General features: G+C 71.2%; 17 protein-coding genes. 13 read left to right on the top strand and 4 right to left on the bottom strand.

From position 1 onward, the window contains the following. Positions 1-43 precede the first annotated feature (43 nt). The 3 genes from miaB to dapF are packed head-to-tail and all read left to right on the top strand — an operon-like array spanning position 44 to position 3,421. Positions 44-1,603, top strand: a complete 1,560-nt coding sequence (gene miaB / locus KZX17_RS14215) for a tRNA (N6-isopentenyl adenosine(37)-C2)-methylthiotransferase MiaB (RefSeq protein WP_248175151.1) — start codon at positions 44-46, stop codon at positions 1,601-1,603. Between the two features lie 4 nt (positions 1,604-1,607). After that, positions 1,608-2,519, top strand: coding sequence for a tRNA (adenosine(37)-N6)-dimethylallyltransferase MiaA (miaA, locus tag KZX17_RS14210; protein WP_248175153.1), 912 nt, complete (start codon positions 1,608-1,610; stop codon positions 2,517-2,519). Between the two features lie 35 nt (positions 2,520-2,554). Further along, on the top strand, positions 2,555-3,421 hold the full coding sequence (dapF, locus tag KZX17_RS14205) for a diaminopimelate epimerase (RefSeq protein ID WP_248175155.1): 867 nt from the start codon (positions 2,555-2,557) through the stop codon (positions 3,419-3,421). Between the two features lie 7 nt (positions 3,422-3,428). On the opposite strand, the gene KZX17_RS14200 is transcribed toward dapF, so the two are convergent. Then, positions 3,429-4,070 carry a class I SAM-dependent methyltransferase gene (locus tag KZX17_RS14200; protein ID WP_248175157.1) on the bottom strand — a complete coding sequence of 214 codons (642 nt, stop codon included), beginning with the start codon at positions 4,068-4,070 and terminating at the stop codon, positions 3,429-3,431. A gap of 78 nt (positions 4,071-4,148) precedes the next feature. Here KZX17_RS14200 and hflX point away from each other — a divergent pair, with 78 nt between their 5' ends. Continuing rightward, positions 4,149-5,663, top strand: coding sequence for a GTPase HflX (gene hflX / locus KZX17_RS14195; protein ID WP_248175159.1), 1,515 nt, complete (start codon positions 4,149-4,151; stop codon positions 5,661-5,663). Between the two features lie 70 nt (positions 5,664-5,733). On the opposite strand, the gene KZX17_RS14190 is transcribed toward hflX, so the two are convergent. Next, entirely contained in the window at positions 5,734-7,641 is a 1,908-nt protein-coding gene (locus KZX17_RS14190) for a prolyl oligopeptidase family serine peptidase (RefSeq protein ID WP_248175161.1), read from the bottom strand. Positions 7,642-7,857: 216 nt separating this feature from the next. Here KZX17_RS14190 and KZX17_RS14185 point away from each other — a divergent pair, with 216 nt between their 5' ends. Both KZX17_RS14185 and metE read left to right on the top strand, forming a co-directional pair. Beyond that, positions 7,858-8,817: a methylenetetrahydrofolate reductase gene (locus KZX17_RS14185; RefSeq protein ID WP_248175163.1), complete on the top strand. Its 960-nt coding sequence runs from the start codon at positions 7,858-7,860 to the stop codon at positions 8,815-8,817. Beyond that, the gene (gene metE / locus KZX17_RS14180; protein WP_248175165.1) at positions 8,814-11,132 is read left to right on the top strand and encodes a 5-methyltetrahydropteroyltriglutamate--homocysteine S-methyltransferase; all 2,319 of its coding nucleotides are present in this window, start codon (positions 8,814-8,816) and stop codon (positions 11,130-11,132) included. The genes KZX17_RS14185 and metE overlap by 4 nt, the downstream gene beginning before the upstream one ends. Positions 11,133-11,193: 61 nt before the next feature. On the opposite strand, the gene lexA is transcribed toward metE, so the two are convergent. Continuing rightward, the gene (gene lexA, locus KZX17_RS14175) at positions 11,194-11,859 is read right to left on the bottom strand and encodes a transcriptional repressor LexA (protein ID WP_248175167.1); all 666 of its coding nucleotides are present in this window, start codon (positions 11,857-11,859) and stop codon (positions 11,194-11,196) included. Between the two features lie 276 nt (positions 11,860-12,135). Here lexA and KZX17_RS14170 point away from each other — a divergent pair, with 276 nt between their 5' ends. Genes KZX17_RS14170 through KZX17_RS14145 form a run of 6 tightly spaced genes read left to right on the top strand, consistent with a single transcriptional unit; the run spans position 12,136 to position 16,486 of the window. Continuing rightward, a complete protein-coding gene (locus KZX17_RS14170) occupies positions 12,136-12,516 on the top strand; it encodes a LysM peptidoglycan-binding domain-containing protein (protein WP_248175169.1) in 381 nt (126 codons plus the stop codon). A 27-nt stretch (positions 12,517-12,543) separates the two neighbouring features. Next, entirely contained in the window at positions 12,544-13,617 is a 1,074-nt protein-coding gene (locus KZX17_RS14165) for a histidinol-phosphate transaminase (RefSeq protein WP_248175170.1), read from the top strand. Positions 13,618-13,670: 53 nt separating this feature from the next. After that, the gene (hisB, locus tag KZX17_RS14160) at positions 13,671-14,282 is read left to right on the top strand and encodes an imidazoleglycerol-phosphate dehydratase HisB (RefSeq protein WP_248175172.1); all 612 of its coding nucleotides are present in this window, start codon (positions 13,671-13,673) and stop codon (positions 14,280-14,282) included. Beyond that, a complete protein-coding gene (gene hisH / locus KZX17_RS14155; protein WP_248175175.1) occupies positions 14,279-14,923 on the top strand; it encodes an imidazole glycerol phosphate synthase subunit HisH in 645 nt (214 codons plus the stop codon). Before hisB ends, hisH begins: the two co-directional genes overlap by 4 nt. A 53-nt stretch (positions 14,924-14,976) precedes the next feature. Beyond that, positions 14,977-15,723, top strand: a complete 747-nt coding sequence (priA, locus tag KZX17_RS14150; RefSeq protein ID WP_248175177.1) for a bifunctional 1-(5-phosphoribosyl)-5-((5-phosphoribosylamino)methylideneamino)imidazole-4-carboxamide isomerase/phosphoribosylanthranilate isomerase PriA — start codon at positions 14,977-14,979, stop codon at positions 15,721-15,723. Continuing rightward, positions 15,707-16,486, top strand: coding sequence for an SseB family protein (locus KZX17_RS14145; protein WP_248175179.1), 780 nt, complete (start codon positions 15,707-15,709; stop codon positions 16,484-16,486). Before priA ends, KZX17_RS14145 begins: the two co-directional genes overlap by 17 nt. A gap of 36 nt (positions 16,487-16,522) precedes the next feature. On the opposite strand, the gene KZX17_RS14140 is transcribed toward KZX17_RS14145, so the two are convergent. Next, positions 16,523-16,921, bottom strand: coding sequence for a DUF1844 domain-containing protein (locus tag KZX17_RS14140; protein ID WP_248175181.1), 399 nt, complete (start codon positions 16,919-16,921; stop codon positions 16,523-16,525). A 250-nt stretch (positions 16,922-17,171) separates the two neighbouring features. On the opposite strand from KZX17_RS14140, the gene infC reads away from it, so the two are divergent. Beyond that, complete coding sequence (infC, locus tag KZX17_RS14135) at positions 17,172-17,798, top strand: translation initiation factor IF-3 (RefSeq protein WP_248175234.1); 627 nt, start codon at positions 17,172-17,174, stop codon at positions 17,796-17,798. Positions 17,799-17,812 lie beyond the last annotated feature (14 nt).

Below are 17,812 nucleotides of genomic sequence, written 5' to 3'. Positions count from 1 at the left end.
GCCGGGCGTCACGCGCAGTCGCGGATCGTAGAATGGCCTGATCATGTCCAGCCCTTCCGCTGCTCCCACCCTGATCGCCCCGTCCGCCGCCGCCGTCGCCGACGACGGTCGCCCCCGCACCTACGAAGTGCGGACCTTCGGCTGTCAGATGAACGTCCACGACTCCGAGCGGCTCTCAGGGTCGCTCGAGTCGGCCGGCTACATCCGGGCCGAGGTCGGCGCCGAGGCCGACGTGGTCGTGATCAACACGTGCGCGGTCCGTGACAACGCTGCGGGCAAGCTCTACGGCACCCTCGGTCACCTCAAGAGCCGCAAGGACAAGCACGACGGCATGCAGATCGCGGTCGGGGGTTGCCTGGCGCAGATGGACAAGGATGCCGTCCAGCAGAAGGCACCCTGGGTCGACGTCGTCTTCGGCACCCACAACATGGGATCCCTGCCGAGCCTGCTCGAGCGCGCGCGCCACAACGGCGAGGCCGAGCTGGAGATCCTCGAGTCGCTGGAGATCTTCCCGTCGACGCTCCCGACCAAGCGGGACTCGGCCCACAGCGGGTGGGTCTCGATCTCGGTCGGATGCAACAACACCTGCACGTTCTGCATCGTGCCCAGCCTGCGCGGCAAGGAGAAGGACCGCCGACCCGGCGACATCCTGAACGAGATCCGACTGCTCGTCGAGGACGGCGCGATCGAGGTCACCCTGCTGGGCCAGAACGTCAACAGCTACGGCGTCGAGTTCGGTGACCGGCATGCGTTCGGAAAGCTGCTGCGCGCGGCGGGCGAGATCCCCGGGCTGGAGCGGGTCCGATTCACGAGCCCGCACCCCGCCGCCTTCACCGACGACGTGATCGATGCGATGGCCGAGACCCCTGCGGTCATGCCACAGCTGCACATGCCGCTGCAGTCCGGGTCGGACCGCATCCTCAAGGCGATGCGGCGCTCGTACCGCAGCGAGCGCTTCCTCCGCATCCTCGACCGCGTCCGCGCCAAGATGCCGCACGCCGCGATCTCGACCGACATCATCGTCGGCTTCCCGGGCGAAACCGACGAGGACTTCGAGGACACCATGCGCGTCGTCGAGCAGGCCCGGTTCGCGAGCGCGTTCACCTTCCAGTACTCCATCCGCGAGGGCACCCCTGCGGCCACGATGCCCGACCAGGTTCCCAAGGAGGTCGTCCAGGAGCGCTACAACCGGCTCGTCGCCCTCCAGGAGCGCATCTCCCTCGAGGAGAACCAGCGACAGCTCGGTCGCACGGTCGAGGTCCTCGTCTCCACGGGCGAGGGCAAGAAGGATGCCGCGACGCACCGCCTGACGGGACGCGCGGAGGACAACCGACTCGTCCACTTCGAGTTGCCGGAGGGATCGCCCGTGCCTCGGCCGGGCGACGTCGTATCGGTGACGATCACGCACGCCGCTCCGTTCCACCTCCTGGCCGACAGCCCTGACAGTGCGCCCCTGCGCATCCGCCGGACACGGGCTGGTGACGCCTGGGACCGTGCGCAGGCTGATTCGTGCGGTGTGCCCGCCCCGGCATCCGCTGACGGGGCGCCTCGCGCCGTCTCGTTGGGGCTGCCCACACTCCGCCCCGTCGCGCCCGGGCGCTGAGTCCGTGGGCGCACCGCGCCTGTGGGCGATCGTGGGTGCGACCGGCACAGGCAAGACGGCGCTCTCGCTCGACCTCGCCGAGGCGCTGACCCGAGACGGCCCCGGCGCCGAGATCGTCAATGCCGACGCGATGCAGCTGTACCGAGGGATGGACATCGGGACCGCGAAGCTCCCCGTCGCGGAGCGTCGCGGCATCCCGCACCACCTGTTCGACGTGCTGGACGTGACCGAGGACGCCGCCGTCGCCGCCTACCAGGCCCATGCCCGCGCGGCCATCGAGGGGATCTTCGCCCGAGGCCGCGATGCCGTCCTCGTGGGCGGCTCGGGTCTCTACGTGTCGAGCGTGCTCTACGACTTCCGCTTCCCGCCGCGAAACGAGGCGCTCCGTCGCGAGCTCGAAGCCGAGCTCGAACGGGACGGGCCGGGGACACTGCTCGCCAGGCTGCGTGCCGCCGACCCCGCGACGGCGTCACGCGTCGACCCGGGCAACGGTCGTCGGATCGTCCGTGCGCTCGAGGTCGTGCTGCAGGGAGCCGACACCCACGGGGCGGCGCTGCCGGAGTCGCCGGATCTCTGGCACGGGCGGACCGTCGTCCGCGGCGTGCACGTGGACCGGGCCGAGCTCGTCGACCGGCTCGACCGGCGCGTCGAGGGGATGTGGGCGGCGGGCATCGTCGACGAAGCGGCGCGGCTGCGCGAGCTCGGCTTGGAGTCGGGCACGACGGCTCCTCGCGCCATCGGCTACGCGCAGGCGCTCGCGCAGCTGGACGGTCGCCTCACCGCCTCCGAGGCGATCGAGCAGACGCAGGCCCTGACCCGTCGGTACGCGCGGCGGCAGGTCTCGTGGTTCAAGCGGTACCGCGAGCTGGCGTGGATGCAGCCCGGAGCGGCGGCATCCGAGCTCCTCTCCGGCTGAGCCGACGCGCAGGCGGGCGCCCGTAGAATCGGGGGATGCCGACGATCGCGTTCACCAAGGGCCACGGGACGGGCAACGACTTCGTGATCGTCGCCGACCCCGATGGCGCGCTCGACCTCACCGGCGAGCAGGTGGCGGCGCTGACCGACCGCCGGTTCGGGATCGGCGGCGACGGCATGCTGCGCGTGGTCCGTTCCAGCGCGATCGACGCCGGCGCGGCGACGCCCGACGCCGAGTGGTTCATGGACTACCGCAACGCCGACGGCTCCATCGCCGAGATGTGCGGCAACGGTGTCCGGGTCTTCGCGAAGTATCTGCTGAGCGCGGGCTTCGTGACGCTCGCGCCGGGGGAGACCCTCGCCGTCGGCACACGAGCGGGCACCAAGTCCGTCACGCTCAGCGACAACGGCTTCGAGGTGGATCTCGGACTGTGGCGTCCGGTGGACGACGAGGTGCTCGTCCGCGGGCGGGGCCTGAAGGTCGCGCGTCCCGGTCTCGGCATCGATGTCGGCAATCCGCACGTGGTCGTCGCGCTGTCGAGTCTCGACGAGCTCGCGGACCTCGATCTCACCGTCCAGCCGCACCTGGACCCGCAGCCCTCCGCCGGCGCGAACGTCGAGTTCGTCGTGCCCGAGGAGCCGCTCGTGCAGGACGGGGTCGGCGCGATCCGGATGCGGGTGTTCGAACGGGGCGTGGGGGAGACCCTCTCGTGCGGGACGGGCGTCGCGGCATCCGCCCTCGCCGTCCGTCATTGGGCCGGCGCCGGCGCGCCTGATCGCTGGACGGTCGACGTCCCCGGGGGGCGGCTCGGCGTCCGCGTCGTGCGCACCTCGGAGGGCGAGCGCGTGCTGCTGTCGGGGCCCGCGTCCCTCGTCTACTCCGGCGAGATCACCCTCGCCTGAACGCCCCTCACGGCAGCGGGATCGTCCCCGTGGCGGGCGTCCCGTGCCGGCGCACCTTCAACACCCGGAACCCGCGACCCGTCGCCGCCCGGCTGACCGAGTACCCGCGGTCGAGGGATGCCGCGAGCCACCGCTGGAGCGAATCCGAACCGAGGTTGCGCTGCACGACGAGCCACGCGTCGCTGCGCTCGGCGAGCCGCGGGATCCACGTCTCGAGGAGGCCGTGGAGGACGTCCTTCCCGACGCGGATCGGGGGGTTCGAGCGGATGGTGCGGAACGCGACCTCCGCGGGAACATCCTCGGGCAGCACGGCGTTGACGTTGTCGAGGCCGAGATGCTCAGCGTTGCGGCGGACCAGGTCCAGCGCGCGCTCGTTCACGTCGACCGCCCAGACCGTCGCGTGCGGCGCGTCGAGGGCGAGCGAGAGGGCGATCGGTCCCCAGCCGCATCCGAGGTCGAGCAGGTGGCCGCCGGCCGGCGGAGGGGGCGTGTTGGCCAACAGCACGGCCGTCCCGCCGTCCACATGGTCGGGACTGAAGACCCCGCCCGCCGTCGTCACCTCGACGTCGCGGCCCGCCAGGGTCACGCGGATGCGGCGGAGGTTCTCAGAGCTGGACGGGGACGCGCTGAAGTAATGATCGCTCCCCATGCGACGAGCGTAGCGGAGGCGTTCGGAGCCGCGGGAAGCTAGAGTGCACGGATGGCCGCGAGGCCGCGAAAGGATCACATGACAGACACCACCACCCCTTCCACGACGGACGACGCGGTGGATCCCGTCGACCGGGTGCTCGCGCGCGCCGATGCGCGCTCTGGGGTGCGCGTGTTCGGTGCGGCGCAGGCGCTGCAGGACGAGAGCACGGTCGCGTACGGCGACACCGACGGCGAGCAGTGGGATCGCGAGGAGCGCGCCGCGCTCCGACGCGTGCCCGGGCTGTCGACGGAGCTCGAGGACGTCACCGAGGTCGAGTACCGGCAGCTGCGGCTCGAGAACGTCGTGCTCATCGGGGTCTACCCGCAGGGCTCGCACGAGGATGCCGAGAACTCGCTGCGCGAGCTCGCCGCCCTGAGCGAGACGGCGGGCGCCGTCGTCCTCGACGGCGTCCTGCAGCGGCGGCCGCATCCGGACCCCGCCACCTACATCGGACGCGGCAAGGCCGCCGAGCTGCGCGACCTCGTCGTCGCGGTCGGTGCGGACACCGTCATCGCCGACACCGAGCTCGCGCCCAGCCAGCGGCGCGCGCTCGAGGACGTCGTGAAGGTCAAGGTCATCGACCGGACCACCGTCATCCTCGACATCTTCAGTCAGCACGCCAAGAGCCGCGAGGGCAAGGCGCAGGTCGAGCTCGCGCAGCTCGAGTACCTGCTCCCACGGCTGCGCGGCTGGGGTGACTCGATGAGCCGACAGGCCGGTGGCCAAGTCGGTGCCGGCGGTGCGGGCATGGGCTCGCGCGGACCGGGTGAGACGAAGATCGAGCTCGACCGCCGCCGCATCCGCACGCGCATGGCGATGCTGCGACGGCAGATCCGCGACTTCGCTCCGGCCCGCGACGCCAAGCGCGCCGAGCGCAAGCGCAACACGATCCCGTCGGTGGCGATCGCCGGGTACACGAACGCCGGCAAGTCGAGCCTGCTCAACAAGCTGACGAGCGCGGGGGTCCTCGTCGAGAACGCGCTGTTCGCGACGCTGGATGCGACCGTCCGTCGCGCCGAGGCGGCCGACGGGCGCGTGTTCACCCTGACGGACACCGTCGGATTCGTGCGGAACCTGCCGCATCAGCTCGTCGAGGCGTTCCGCTCCACCCTCGAGGAGGTCGGCGGCGCCGACGTCATCGTGCACGTGGTCGACGGTTCCCACCCCGACCCGGCGGCCCAGCTCGCGACCGTCCGCGACGTGATGGGCGACGTCGGCGCGCGATCGACCAACGAGATCGTCGTCTTCAACAAGGCCGACCTGGTCGACCCCGACACCCGCCTCGTCCTGCGCGGCCTCGAGCCGAAGGCGCACTTCGTCTCGTCGCGCACCGGGGAGGGCATCGCCGACCTCCGCGCCGCGATCGAGGATGCGCTGCCGCTGCCCGCGGTCGAGGTGCGGGCGCTCGTGCCGTACGACCGAGGCGATCTCGTCAACGCGGTCCACGAGTCGGGGCACATCGTGTCGACCTCGCACGAGGCAGGCGGCACCGCCGTGCACGCGCACGTGTCGGAGCGCCTCGCCGCGGAGCTCGCGCCGTACACGGTCTAGGCCCGGTCGTCACGACCGGAGCACGGCGGATGCCGCGGCTCGCCGAGCCCGCGGCATCCGCCGTTCGCATTCACTCGAGTGCGACCTCGGCCACACCCGGCGTGTCGAAGCCGAAGACCTGACCGAGGAAGGCGAGCTCGGTCTCGAGGGAGTGCACGACCGTCTCCGCACGACGGAATCCGTGACCTTCGCCGGGGTACAGGACGTAGGCGTGCGGCACGCCGCGCGCGGCCAGTGCGTCGCGGATCGCTTCGGCCTGCGACGGCGGCACGACCGCGTCATCCTGGCCCTGCAGCAGCAGCACCGGCACGGAGAACCCGTCCGTGTGGGTCAACGGCGACCGCTCCACGTAGAGGTCCTCCGCCTCCGGCAGCGGTCCGATGAGTCCGTCGAGGTAGCGGGCCTCGAAGTCGTGCGTGTCCGTCGCCAGCAACCGCGCGTCGCCGACGCCGTATCGCGAGATCCCTGCGGCGAAGACGTCGGTCCGTGCCAGGGCGGACAGCACGGTCCATCCACCCGCTGAGCCGCCTTCGATGGCGATGCGGGACGAGTCCGCACGGCCCTCCGCCGCGAGACCGGATGCCACAGCCGCGACGTCATCGCGGTCGACGACACCCCACTGCCCGTGCAGGCGATCGCGGTAGGCGCGGCCGTACCCTGTCGAACCGCCGTAGTTGACGTCGAGGACGCCGATCCCGCGGCTCGTGAAGAACGTGGTCTTGCTGTCCGCGACCCCGCCGACGTGCGCCGTCGGGCCGCCGTGCACGAGGACGACGTAGGGCGGCAGCTCACCGTCGGGCGCGGTGAACCCGGGATTCGTCGGGGGGTGATCGTAGGCGTGCACCTCGCCGTGCGGTCCCGCGACGGTGACCTCCCGCACGGACGGGATCCACCGCTCGTCGAGGTCGGAGCGACTGCCGCGCACGAGGGTCGCCCGCCCGTCCGCCTCGACGAGCCAGACGCCCGAGACACCCGGCGCCGACCCGGAGACGAGCACGCGTGTGACCGCGGCGTCCTCGATGACCGCCCGGTCGCGGACGGGCACCTCCGTCGGGCTGGTACTGCCGTCCGGGTGCACCAGGACGATCTCGCTGCTGCCGTTGGTGCGCACCGCCGCGAACCCGTCGGCGAGGGGCGCGTACCAGCGGGAGCCGAGTACCCACAGACCGCCGCCGGTGTCGGCGTCCGCGGGTGCCACGCATACGGCGGGCGCGCCGTCCGTGCCGGTCGGCGCGTCGCCCGTGCGCCACAGGTTCCACCGCCCGCTCGGGTCGTCGACGAAGACGAGGCGGCCCTCGGCATCCCATTCCGGCTGCAGCGCGGCGGTCGTGCCCGAACTGACGCGGCGCCAGGAGGTCACCCGTCCGTCGACCAGCGAGCCGACGCGCACCTCGGTGCGGTCCCACGGCATGTCCGGATGGTTCCAGGCCACCCACGCGAGCGAGTCGCCGCCCGGGGACAGGGCGGGCTGTGCGACGAAGTCGGAGCCGGCCACCACCTCGACCGGGGCGCCGCCCTCGAGCGGGATCCGGACGATCGACCGGCTCGGCACGGGGTGATCGCCGTGCTGTTCGCGAACGGCCAGCAGGACGCCGTGCTGCCATCGGAGACCGCCGTGGCGTGCGGCGGGGTCCTCGGGTGTGAGGGCCACCGGCTCCTGCCCGGGCACGAGCGACCAGATCCGCTGATCGGTCTTCTCGACGAAGAACAGGATGCCGTCGGGCGACGCCGTCCACGCCCCGCCGCCGTACTCGTGCACGCGCGAGCGCGCGTCCCAGGGTGCCGGCAGGACATCCCGGACGGTCCCGTCCGTCGCGGATCGGCGGACCGCACTGCGACCGCCCTCCGCAGCGACGGACTCGCCCCACCACACCTCGTCGCCGACGAAGCGCGCACCGTCGAAGCGCGTGCCGGCGGCGGACGCATCCGCGGCGGAGAGGGGCGAGATCCAGGAGCCGTACGGCGCGACGGTCGTCATGCGTCCACGCTACGCGGCGCAATGCGGCGTCACATGTCTCAACGAACCGTCACACCCCTGTCGCGACGGGATGCCGGTGGCTACTGTGGCTGACCAGTGGCCCGGTCATCCGGGTCCGGAGCGACAGCCGAGCCCGGCACCCGCCCGCGATGTCACCGCACCCCTCGTGCGGTCCGCGGCCGCCAGGCCCCTACCGCCGTCCCCGGAGTACCGCTCATGTCGATCATCACGACCCCGTCCGTCACGACCGTGCCGGTGTCGTTCGAGGTGTACCCGCCCCGCAGCGACGCCTCGTACGCCGCGCTCTACGAGACGATCGCGCGACTGGCCGAGGTCGCCCCGTCCTTCATCTCCGTGACCTACGGTGCCGGCGGGTCCACCGGGGGCCGGTCGCTGGACGTGCTGACGCACATCCTCCGCGAGACGCGCGTCGAGCCCCTCGCCCACCTCACCTGCATCGGCAGCTCGTACGCCGAGGCGACCGCGCTGATCCGCGAGTTCCTCGCAGCCGGCATCCGCTCGTTCCTCGCGCTCCGCGGCGATCCGCCCGAGGGTGCCGCACCGGGGGAGACGGCCCTCGGCGACCTCGAGAGCGCGGCCCAGCTCGTGCAGCTCATCGACCGTGTGCAGGCCGAGCACTCGCCCTACCGCGAAGATCCGATCCCGGGTGTCCCGGGGGCCGCCCGCGTCGGCCGCCGTCAGCAGGTCGACATCGCCGTCGCGGCCTTCCCGAACGGCCACCCCCGGTCGCGGTACCCGTCCGAGCACATCGACGCCCTGCTCGCCAAGCAGGCGGCCGGGGCGACGCTCGCCATCACCCAGCTGTTCTTCCACGCCGACGACTACCTCGCCTTCGTCGGCCGCGCGCGGCAGGCGGGTGTCCTGATCCCGATCCTCCCCGGCATCATGCCGATCACCTCGCCCGGCCGCCTCCGTCGGGTGCTCGAGCTCACCGGTGAGCAGGTGCCCGGCGACCTCGCGGTCGAACTCGACGTGGAGCCGACCGCGGAGGGGCGCCGCGAACTCGGCATCCGATACGCCGCGGAACTCAGCCGTGCCGTCCTCGAGGGCGGCGCCCCCGGCATCCACCTCTACGCCTTCAACAACCACGACACGGTCCTCGCCACCCTGCGCGAGGCCGGGATCATCGCCTCGACCAAGGAGACCGCCCCATGACCGCCTTCCCCGCCGGAACGATCCTCGGCTACCCCCGCATCGGCCGCCGCCGCGAACTCAAGCGCGCGGTCGAAGCCCACTGGCGCGGCGACCTCGACGAGGGCGGGCTGGAACAGGTCGCCGCCGACCTGCGCCGTCGGACCCGGGAGCGTCTCGCAGCCCTCGGCCTCGGCCGCACGGACTCCGCCATCCCCGAATCGTTCTCCTATTACGACCAGGTGCTCGACGTCGCCGCGGCGGTCGGCGCGCTTCCGGCGCGATTCGACCGGCTCCGCGGCGCCGATGGGGAGGTTCCCCTCGCGGCGTACTTCACCGCCGCGCGCGGCGAGGGCGAGGACGCGCCCCTCGAGATGACCAAATGGTTCGACACGAACTACCACTACCTCGTGCCCGAGATCGGCCCCGAGACCCGCTTCTCGCTGTCGAGCGACCGGTTCTCGCGACAGGTCGCCGAGGCGATCGCCGACGGCGTCGTGACGCGGCCCGTGCTCGTCGGTCCGGTGACCTTCCTCGCCCTCGCCAAGCCGAGTGCTTCTGGCGCGCCGCGGCCCCTCGAGCGTCTCGACGACCTCCTCCCCGTCTACGCACAGCTGCTGCGCACCCTCCGCGATGCCGGAGCGGAGTGGGTGCAGCTCGACGAGCCCGCGCTGGTGAGCCAGTCGCTCGGGTACACGGACGACGAGTTGGCGGATGCGGCCGCGCGCACCTACGCCGTGCTCGCCGCGGCGACGCGGCGCCCGAAACTCCTCGTCGCAGCAGGCTACGGCCCGCTGTCGTCGCAGGGGTGGCACGCGCTCGCCGCCTCGGCGGTCGAGGGCCTCGCAATCGACCTCACCCGCGGATCCCTCCCCGAGCCCCATCCCGGTCTCGCTTCGAAGGCACTCGTCGCGGGGGTCGTCGACGGGCGCAACGTGTGGCGGGGGGATCTCGCCGGAGCGGCCGACACCCTCGACGCCGCGGCGCGGCTGGGTGCCGCCGTCGTCGCCGCGGGCACGTCGACGAGCCTGCAGCATGTTCCCCACGACCTGGCCGATGAGCCGGAGCTCGACGCGCGGCTGTCGTCCTGGCTCGCGTTCGCCGACCAGAAGGTCGGGCAGGTGGTCACCCTCGCCCGAGGGCTCGACGGAGGACGATCCGGCATCGCCGACGAACTGGATGCCGCGACGGCGGCGCTCGCGGATCGCGATTCGGCTCCGGGTGTCCGCGACGCGGCGGTCCGCGCGCGGACCGCCGCCCTGACCGACGGGGACTATCGGCGGACCGACTTCGCGATCCGCTCCGCGGCGCAGGACGAGGCATTGGGCCTCCCCGCCCTCCCCACCACGACCATCGGCTCGTTCCCGCAGACGGCCGAGATCCGACGGGCCCGCGCCGACCACGCCGCCGGCCGCATCGACGACGCCGGTTACGACGGCTTCCTCCGCCGCGAGATCGCCCGTGTCGTCTCGCTCCAGGAGGAGGTCGGACTCGACGTCCTCGTCCACGGGGAGCCCGAACGCAACGACATGGTCCAGTACTTCGCGGAGCATCTCGACGGATTCGCGGTGACGCGCAACGGGTGGGTCCAGTCGTACGGATCGCGGGCCACCCGACCGTCGATCCTGTGGGGCGACGTGTCCCGGCCCGCACCGATCACCGTGCCGTGGGCCGCGTACGCCCAGTCGCTCTCGGACAAGCCGGTCAAGGGGATGCTCACCGGTCCGGTCACGATCCTGGCGTGGTCGTTCGTCCGTGACGACCAGCCGCTGGCCGTCACGGCGGATCAGGTCGCCCTCGCCCTGCGCGACGAGATCGCCGACCTCGAAGCAACGGGGATCGCCATCGTCCAGGTCGACGAGCCCGCGCTGCGCGAGCTGCTCCCGCTGCGCACCGCGGACCAGCCTGGCTACCTCGCGTGGTCCGTCGGATCGTTCCGGCTGGCGACCTCGGGCGCAGCGGACGCGACCCAGATCCACACGCACCTCTGCTACTCCGAGTTCGGAGTCGTCATCGACGCCGTCGCCGCGCTCGATGCCGACGTCACCTCGATCGAGGCGGCACGCAGTCGGGGTGAGGTCATCGGCGACATCGCGGCATCCGGGTTCGCACACGGCATCGGCCCGGGCGTCTACGACATCCACTCGCCCCGGGTGCCGTCGGTCGACGAGATCACCGCGCTGCTGGAGCGGGCGGCCGCGGAGCTGCCGGTCCGGCGGCTGTGGGTCAACCCGGACTGCGGGCTCAAGACCCGCGGATACGACGAGACGGTCGCGTCGCTGCGCCACATCGTCGAAGCTGCTCGCGCCGTGCGGGAGAGCGTCGCCGCAGGCGTCTGAGCCTCCACGGGACGCAGAAGGGGGGATGCCGCCGGCATCCCCCCTTCTCGCATCACCGCGATCACACCGCCCGGAGGACCGCCACGACTTTGCCGAGGACGACGGCCTCATCGCCGAGGATCGGCTCGAAGGCGGAGTTACGGGGGAGCAGCCACGTGTGCCCGTCCCGCTGGCGGAAGGTCTTGACGGTCGCCTCGCCGTCGAGCATCGCTGCGACGATCTCGCCGTTGTCGGCATCCGCTTGCGACCGCACGACGACCCAGTCGCCGTCGCAGATGGCGGCGTCGATCATCGAGTCTCCCGACACCTTCAGCATGAACAGCTCGCCCTTGCCCACGAGCTGCCGCGGGAGCGGGAAGATCTCCTCGACCTGCTGCTCAGCGGTGATGGGGACACCCGCGGCGATGCGGCCGACGAGGGGGACCATGGCCGCGTCGCCGACGGCAGGTGCGGCGTCCGCCGGATTCTCGCCGGCTGCGCCGGGGAGGTCGATGAGGACCTCCATCGCACGCGTCTTGCCGGGATCGCGCCGGAGGTAGCCGCTCAGCTCGAGCTGATTGAGCTGGTGGGTGACGCTCGACAGGGACTTGAGCCCGACCGCGTCGCCGATCTCGCGCATGCTCGGCGGGTAGCCGTGACGGGCGATCGAGCGCTGGATGACCTCGAGGATGGCGAGCTGCTTGTCGCTGAGGCTCTTCCGCCGACGCGTCTGCGGCTTGTCGCTCATGTCGTTCCTTTCGTCGCCCCGGGTCCCTGCCGGGGAGCACTCGCCTTCGAATGTCGGAGGTCGGTGATGGGCTGTCGTCATCGAAACCGTATCCGGTGTCCACAGCATCGTCCCGCAGCCGACCGCGTGTCGTCTTCGATCGATCTGCGACACAGCGGCCCTTGACACTAGAAAAGCATCGAAGATAGATTCGGAAGAGAACTTCGCACCCGCTCGTCCCGGCCGACGGGCGGGGGCGAAGATCCCATCTCGCCGGGTCACCACCCAGGAGGAACCATGAGCACCATCGCCATCACCCGCATCGACGCCGCTCCGTCGTTCGTCGCACCGCGCACGCGCCTGCGCATCACGACGCGAGGACGTCGTGTGCTCGCCGGCCTCGTTGCGGTTCCCGCGGTCGTCGCACTGGGTATCGGCATCCTCTCCGGCGGTGGGGCGCTCGCCAGCGGCGAGCCGGGCGCATCGGCGCAGTCCTTCGAGACCGTCACTGTCCTGCCCGGCGACTCGCTCTGGACGATCGCCCAGGACGTCGCTCCGTCGTACGACCCCCGCGACGTCGTCGACGACATCGTCCGGCTGAACGCCCTGTCGTCGTCGGTCGTCGACGCCGGGCAGTCCATCGCCATCCCCGCGGAGTACTCGGCGGCGGGCGAGTAGGGGCATCCCGCGTCCTACGATGGCGGGGTGAGTTCCCGTTTGGACGCCCTCCCTCTCCGTGACGATCTGCGTGGCAAGACGCCCTACGGCGCCCCGCAGGCGCCACTTCCCGTGGCGTTGAACGTCAACGAGAACACGCATCCCGTCCCTGAAGAGGTGGCCGACGACATCTTGGATGCCGTCGCCCACGCGCTGCGCGACATCAACCGGTACCCGGACCGCGAGTTCACCGTGCTCCGTGAGGGGTTCGCCGACTACCTCGGACACGGCCTCGAGCCCGAGCAGATCTGGGCCGCCAATGGGTCGAACGAAGTGCTGCAGCACATCCTGCAGGCGTTCGGAGGACCCGGGCGGACGGCGTTCGGGTTCGCGCCGACGTACTCCATGTACCCGCTCCTCACCGAGGCCACCGGGGCCACGTACGTCTCGGGATCGCGCAGTGCGGACTTCACGCTCTCCGCGCAGGACGCCGCTGCGCAGATCGAGCGGGCACAACCCGACGTGGTCTTCCTGTGCGCGCCGAACAACCCCACCGGCACCCCGCTGCCGCTGGAGGTCGTCGAGGCGGTGTACGAGGCATCCCGAGGCATCGTCATCGTCGACGAGGCCTATCAGGAGTTCGCCCCTCACGACGAGCCGTCCGCGCTCACCCTGCTGCACGGTCGCGAGCGGCTCGTGGTGTCGCGGACGATGAGCAAGGCGTTCGCCTTCGCGGGTGCGCGTGTCGGGTACCTGGCGGCGGATCCCGCCGTGATCGACGCACTCCGCCTCGTCCGCCTGCCGTACCACCTGAGCGCGCTGACGCAGGCGGCTGCGACGGCGGCACTGCGTCACGCGCCCACGATGCTCCGCATGGTCGACGACATCGTCGCGCAGCGTGATCGGATCTCCGCGACGCTGTCGGCGCTCGGTTACACGCCGTACGAGAGCTGGTCGAACTTCGTGCTCTTCGGCGGTGTCGACGATCCCCGAGCGACCTGGCAGGGTCTCTACGATCGAGGCGTGCTGATCCGGGACGTGGGCATCCCGCACACCCTCCGTGTCTCGGCGGGCAGCGAGGAGGAGTCCACGGCGTTCCTCGAAGCGCTCGCCTCGCTCTGACGCCCGCCGTCACGCGGCCCGTGGCACGGGATGGGCCTCGGTAGACTCGATCCATGAGCACATCCGCGCCCCGCACGGCCTCGATCCGCCGCGCGACGAGCGAGTCGACCATCGAGCTCGAGCTCGACCTGGACGGCAGCGGTCGCAGCACCATCGAGACGACGGTGCCGTTCTTCGACCACCTGCTCACTGCGTTCGCCAAGCACTCGCTGACCGATCTCACCGTCCGCGCGACCGGCGACACCCACATCGACGCGCACCACACGGTGGAGGACACCGCCATCGTCCTCGGTCAGGCGATCCGTCAGGCGCTCGGCGACAAGTCCGGCATCTCCCGCTACGGCGATGCGCTCGTCCCCCTCGACGAGGCGCTGGCGCAGGCGGTCGTCGACATCAGCGGCCGTCCGTACCTCGTTCACACGGGTGAGCCCGACGGGTATGCGTTCCACCTGATCGGTGGACACTTCACCGGCTCCCTCGTGCGTCACACCTTCGAGGCGATCGCGTTCCACGCCGGCCTGACGATGCACGTGACCCTCCTCGGTGGACGCGACCCGCACCACATCGCCGAGGCGGAGTACAAGGCGTTCGCGCGCGCGTTCCGACAGGCGAAGGCGCTCGACCCGCTCGTCCAGGGCATCCCCAGCACGAAGGGCGCCCTGTGACGGACGCGCCTCTCGTCGCCGTCCTCGACTACGGCTCAGGCAACGTCCACTCGGCCGTCAAAGCGCTCATCGAGGCCGGCGCGGATGCGAGGCTCACGAAGGACCGGGGCCTCATCGCGGACGCGGCCGGCCTCCTCGTCCCGGGCGTGGGCGCCTTTTCGGCGGTCATGGCGGCCCTCAAGGACAGCCGCGGCGACGAGCTGATCGAGCGCCGACTGGCTGGAGGGATGCCGGTGCTCGGCATCTGCGTCGGGATGCAGATCATGTTCGAACTCGGCGTCGAGAGGGGCGTCGACACCGACGGGTTGGGGGAGTGGCCCGGCACCGTGACGGAACTGGATGCGCCGGTGCTCCCGCACATGGGCTGGAACACGGTCCGCGCCGGTGACGGGAGCGTCCTCTTCGATGGGCTCGAGGAGGAGCGCTTCTACTTCGTGCACTCCTATGCGGCGCAGCAGTGGAGCCTCGAGGTCATGAAGCCGTTCCGCGAGCCCATCCTCACCTGGTCCGAGCACGGTTCGCCGTTCCTCGCCGCAGTCGAGAACGGTCCGCTGTCGGCCACGCAGTTCCACCCGGAGAAGTCCGGGGCCGCGGGCATCCGTCTACTGTCCAACTGGATCGGGTCGCTGCCCGCGTCCTAGTAAGGTTTCCCCCTGTGCGCGCGCCCGGTGCGCACACCGTCCCACCCGGAGCCATGAACGAATTCGCATCCACGCCCGAACTGACCCTGCTGCCCGCTGTGGACGTCGCCGACGGCAAGGCCGTCCGACTGACGCAGGGTGAGGCCGGCACCGAGACGAGTTACGGCGACCCCGTCGACGCCGCGCAGGAATGGGCACGTCAGGGTGCGGAGTGGATCCACCTCGTCGACCTGGACGCGGCGTTCGGTCGCGGCTCGAACGCGGCGCTCCTGCGCAAGGTCATCAAGTCGCTGCGCGGTGTGAAGGTGGAGCTCTCCGGCGGCATCCGTGATGACGAGTCGCTCGACGCGGCCCTCGACTCCGGGGCCACGCGCATCAACCTCGGCACCGCGGCGCTCGAGAACCCCGAATGGGCTGCCGACGTCATCCTGCGCTACGGCGACGCGATCGCCGTCGGACTCGACGTGCGCGGAACGACCCTGGCCGCCCGCGGCTGGACCCGCGACGGCGGCGACCTGTGGCAGGTGCTGGACCGACTCGAGGATGCCGGGTGCAGCCGCTACGTCCTCACCGATGTGACGAAGGACGGCACGCTGCAGGGGCCGAACATCGAGCTGCTGCGCGAGGTGGCGGTGCGCACCGACAAGCCGGTCGTGGCCTCGGGCGGCATCTCGAGCCTCGACGACATCGCCGCGCTCCGCGAGCTCGTGCCGCTGGGCGTCGAGGGTGCGATCGTGGGCAAGGCCCTCTACGCCGGCGCGTTCACGCTGGCCGAGGCGCTGGATGTCGCCGGACACTGACCCGCACCACGGCCGTCCGGCAGACTCGGCCGGCGTCCCATGGGAGGGTCGCAGCTTCCAGGCGAACCCGCACAGCGGCGACGACGGCAGCGCGGATCCCGCCCTGCTGGCCGCGCTGACGGCGTTCCACGCGGGGGAGGGGGCGGCGACCGCGGTCGTCGACGCCTATCGGACCGCGCGTCTGCTGATCCCCCTCATCGCCGAGAAGGGTGACGAGGGCGTGGGGCCGACGGGTCTGACCGTCGACAAGACCCAGGAGCTCTCGATCGTGACGGTCGCAGCTCCCGACGGCAGGCGCGTGCTGCCGGTCTTCACCTCCGTGCAGTCGATGTCGCGGTGGGATGCCGCGGCCCGCCCGGTGCCGGCGGAGGGGGTACGAACGGCCCTCTCCGCGGCGGCCGACGACACCGACCTCATCGTCATCGACCCCGGCAGCGACACCGAGTTCGTCATCCGTCGCCCGGCCGTCTGGGCGATCGGGCAGGCGCAGCCCTGGGAGCCGCCGCACGCCTCGCCGGAGGTGTTCGCGGGATTGCAGGAATCGATCGGCACCGAGCTCGGGGTCCTCGACCTCTCGGTCGCGACGGGGGATCCGCACTCGCGTCTTCGCGGTCCGGAGCTGGTGGTCAGCCTGCATCTGGTCGACGGGCTCGATCAGGCGGCGCTCGACGCGATCCTGCAGCGTCTCGCGACCCGCTGGGCGGCCGATGACCGCATCGCGGTGCTCGTCGATTCGCTGACCGTCAAGCTCGTCCGCGGCTGAGTGGATGCCGCGCGGCGGCATCCACTGCCGGTCCCGTCAGGTGACGGGGCCCGTCCACTTCTCGCCGGGGCCCTTGCCGATCGGGTCGGGGATGGTCGAGGCCTCGCGGAAGGCCAGCTGCAGGGTGCGCAGCCCGTCGCGCAGCGACCGCGCGTGCATGTCGCTCACCTCGGGGGCGGCCGCGGTGATGAGCCCGGCGAGGGCGTTGATGAGCTTCCTCGCCTCGTCGAGGTCCTTCTGCGTGTCGGGGTCGTCGGCCAGGCCGAGCTTCACGGCTGCGGCGCTCATGAGGTGGACCGACGTCGTGGTGATGACCTCGACGGCGGGGACGTCGGCGATGTCCCGCCCGGCGGACTGCGCAACCCGCTCCTGCTCCTCCCACCGCGCGAGGCGCTCGGGGTCGTGATCGCTGTGGTCGGCCGGAATAGTGCTCACGTGCTGCTCTCTGCTAGACTTCTGCGGGCACCGGAGTGTTCTGCTCCGTGTCGAAAGAGGATCACATCCCACCCGCGCTTGCCGCTCCAGGCTACCGGGTCTCGCACTCCGCCTCGTTCCGCGAGGTAGTCAGGGTGCAGAACACAGAACGCCGATGCTGCATCGTGCGGGGTGGACGTGACGATCTTCCGCCCGGCGACACACCTCCCGTGTCACCGGAGGCCGTCCACCGCACGAAGAGGAGTCCCGCATCAGCGATCCCCGCACCAATGACCGCATCCGCGTTCCCGAGGTCCGCCTCGTGGGCCCCGCGGGTGAGCAGGTCGGCGTCGTCCGCATCGAGGTGGCCATGCGCCTGGCCCAGGAGGCCGACCTCGATCTCGTCGAGGTAGCCCCCAACTCGAAGCCCCCCGTGGTCAAGATCATGGACTACGGCAAGTTCAAGTACGAGGCTGCGCAGAAGGCCAAGGAAGCGCGGCGCAATCAGGCGAACACCGTCCTCAAGGAGGTCCGGTTCCGTCTGAAGATCGAGGCTCACGACTACATCACCAAGCTCAAGCGCGCCGAGGGCTTCCTGCAGGCCGGCGACAAGGTCAAGGCGATGATCCTCTTCCGTGGTCGCGAGCAGTCGCGTCCCGAGCAGGGTGTGCGTCTGCTCCGCAAGTTCGCGGAGGATGTCGCAGAGTTCGGCACCGTGGAGTCCAACCCCACGATCGACGGACGCAACATGGTGATGGTGGTCGCGCCGCACAAGAACAAGTCCGAGGTCAAGACCGAGCAGAACGCGGCCCGCGCCGCGACGAAGCAGGCCGCACGCGATGCACGCAGCGGCTCGGCCGAGGACGAGCAGACCCCCGCTTCCGCCCCGGCGGAGTAAGCGGCCTGAGACTC

This window comes from Microbacterium sp. EYE_78, from assembly GCF_023149035.1.
Taxonomy (GTDB): domain Bacteria; phylum Actinomycetota; class Actinomycetes; order Actinomycetales; family Microbacteriaceae; genus Microbacterium.
Note: the sequence above shows the minus strand (reverse complement) of the source record. Positions and strands in the feature narration are given on the sequence as shown.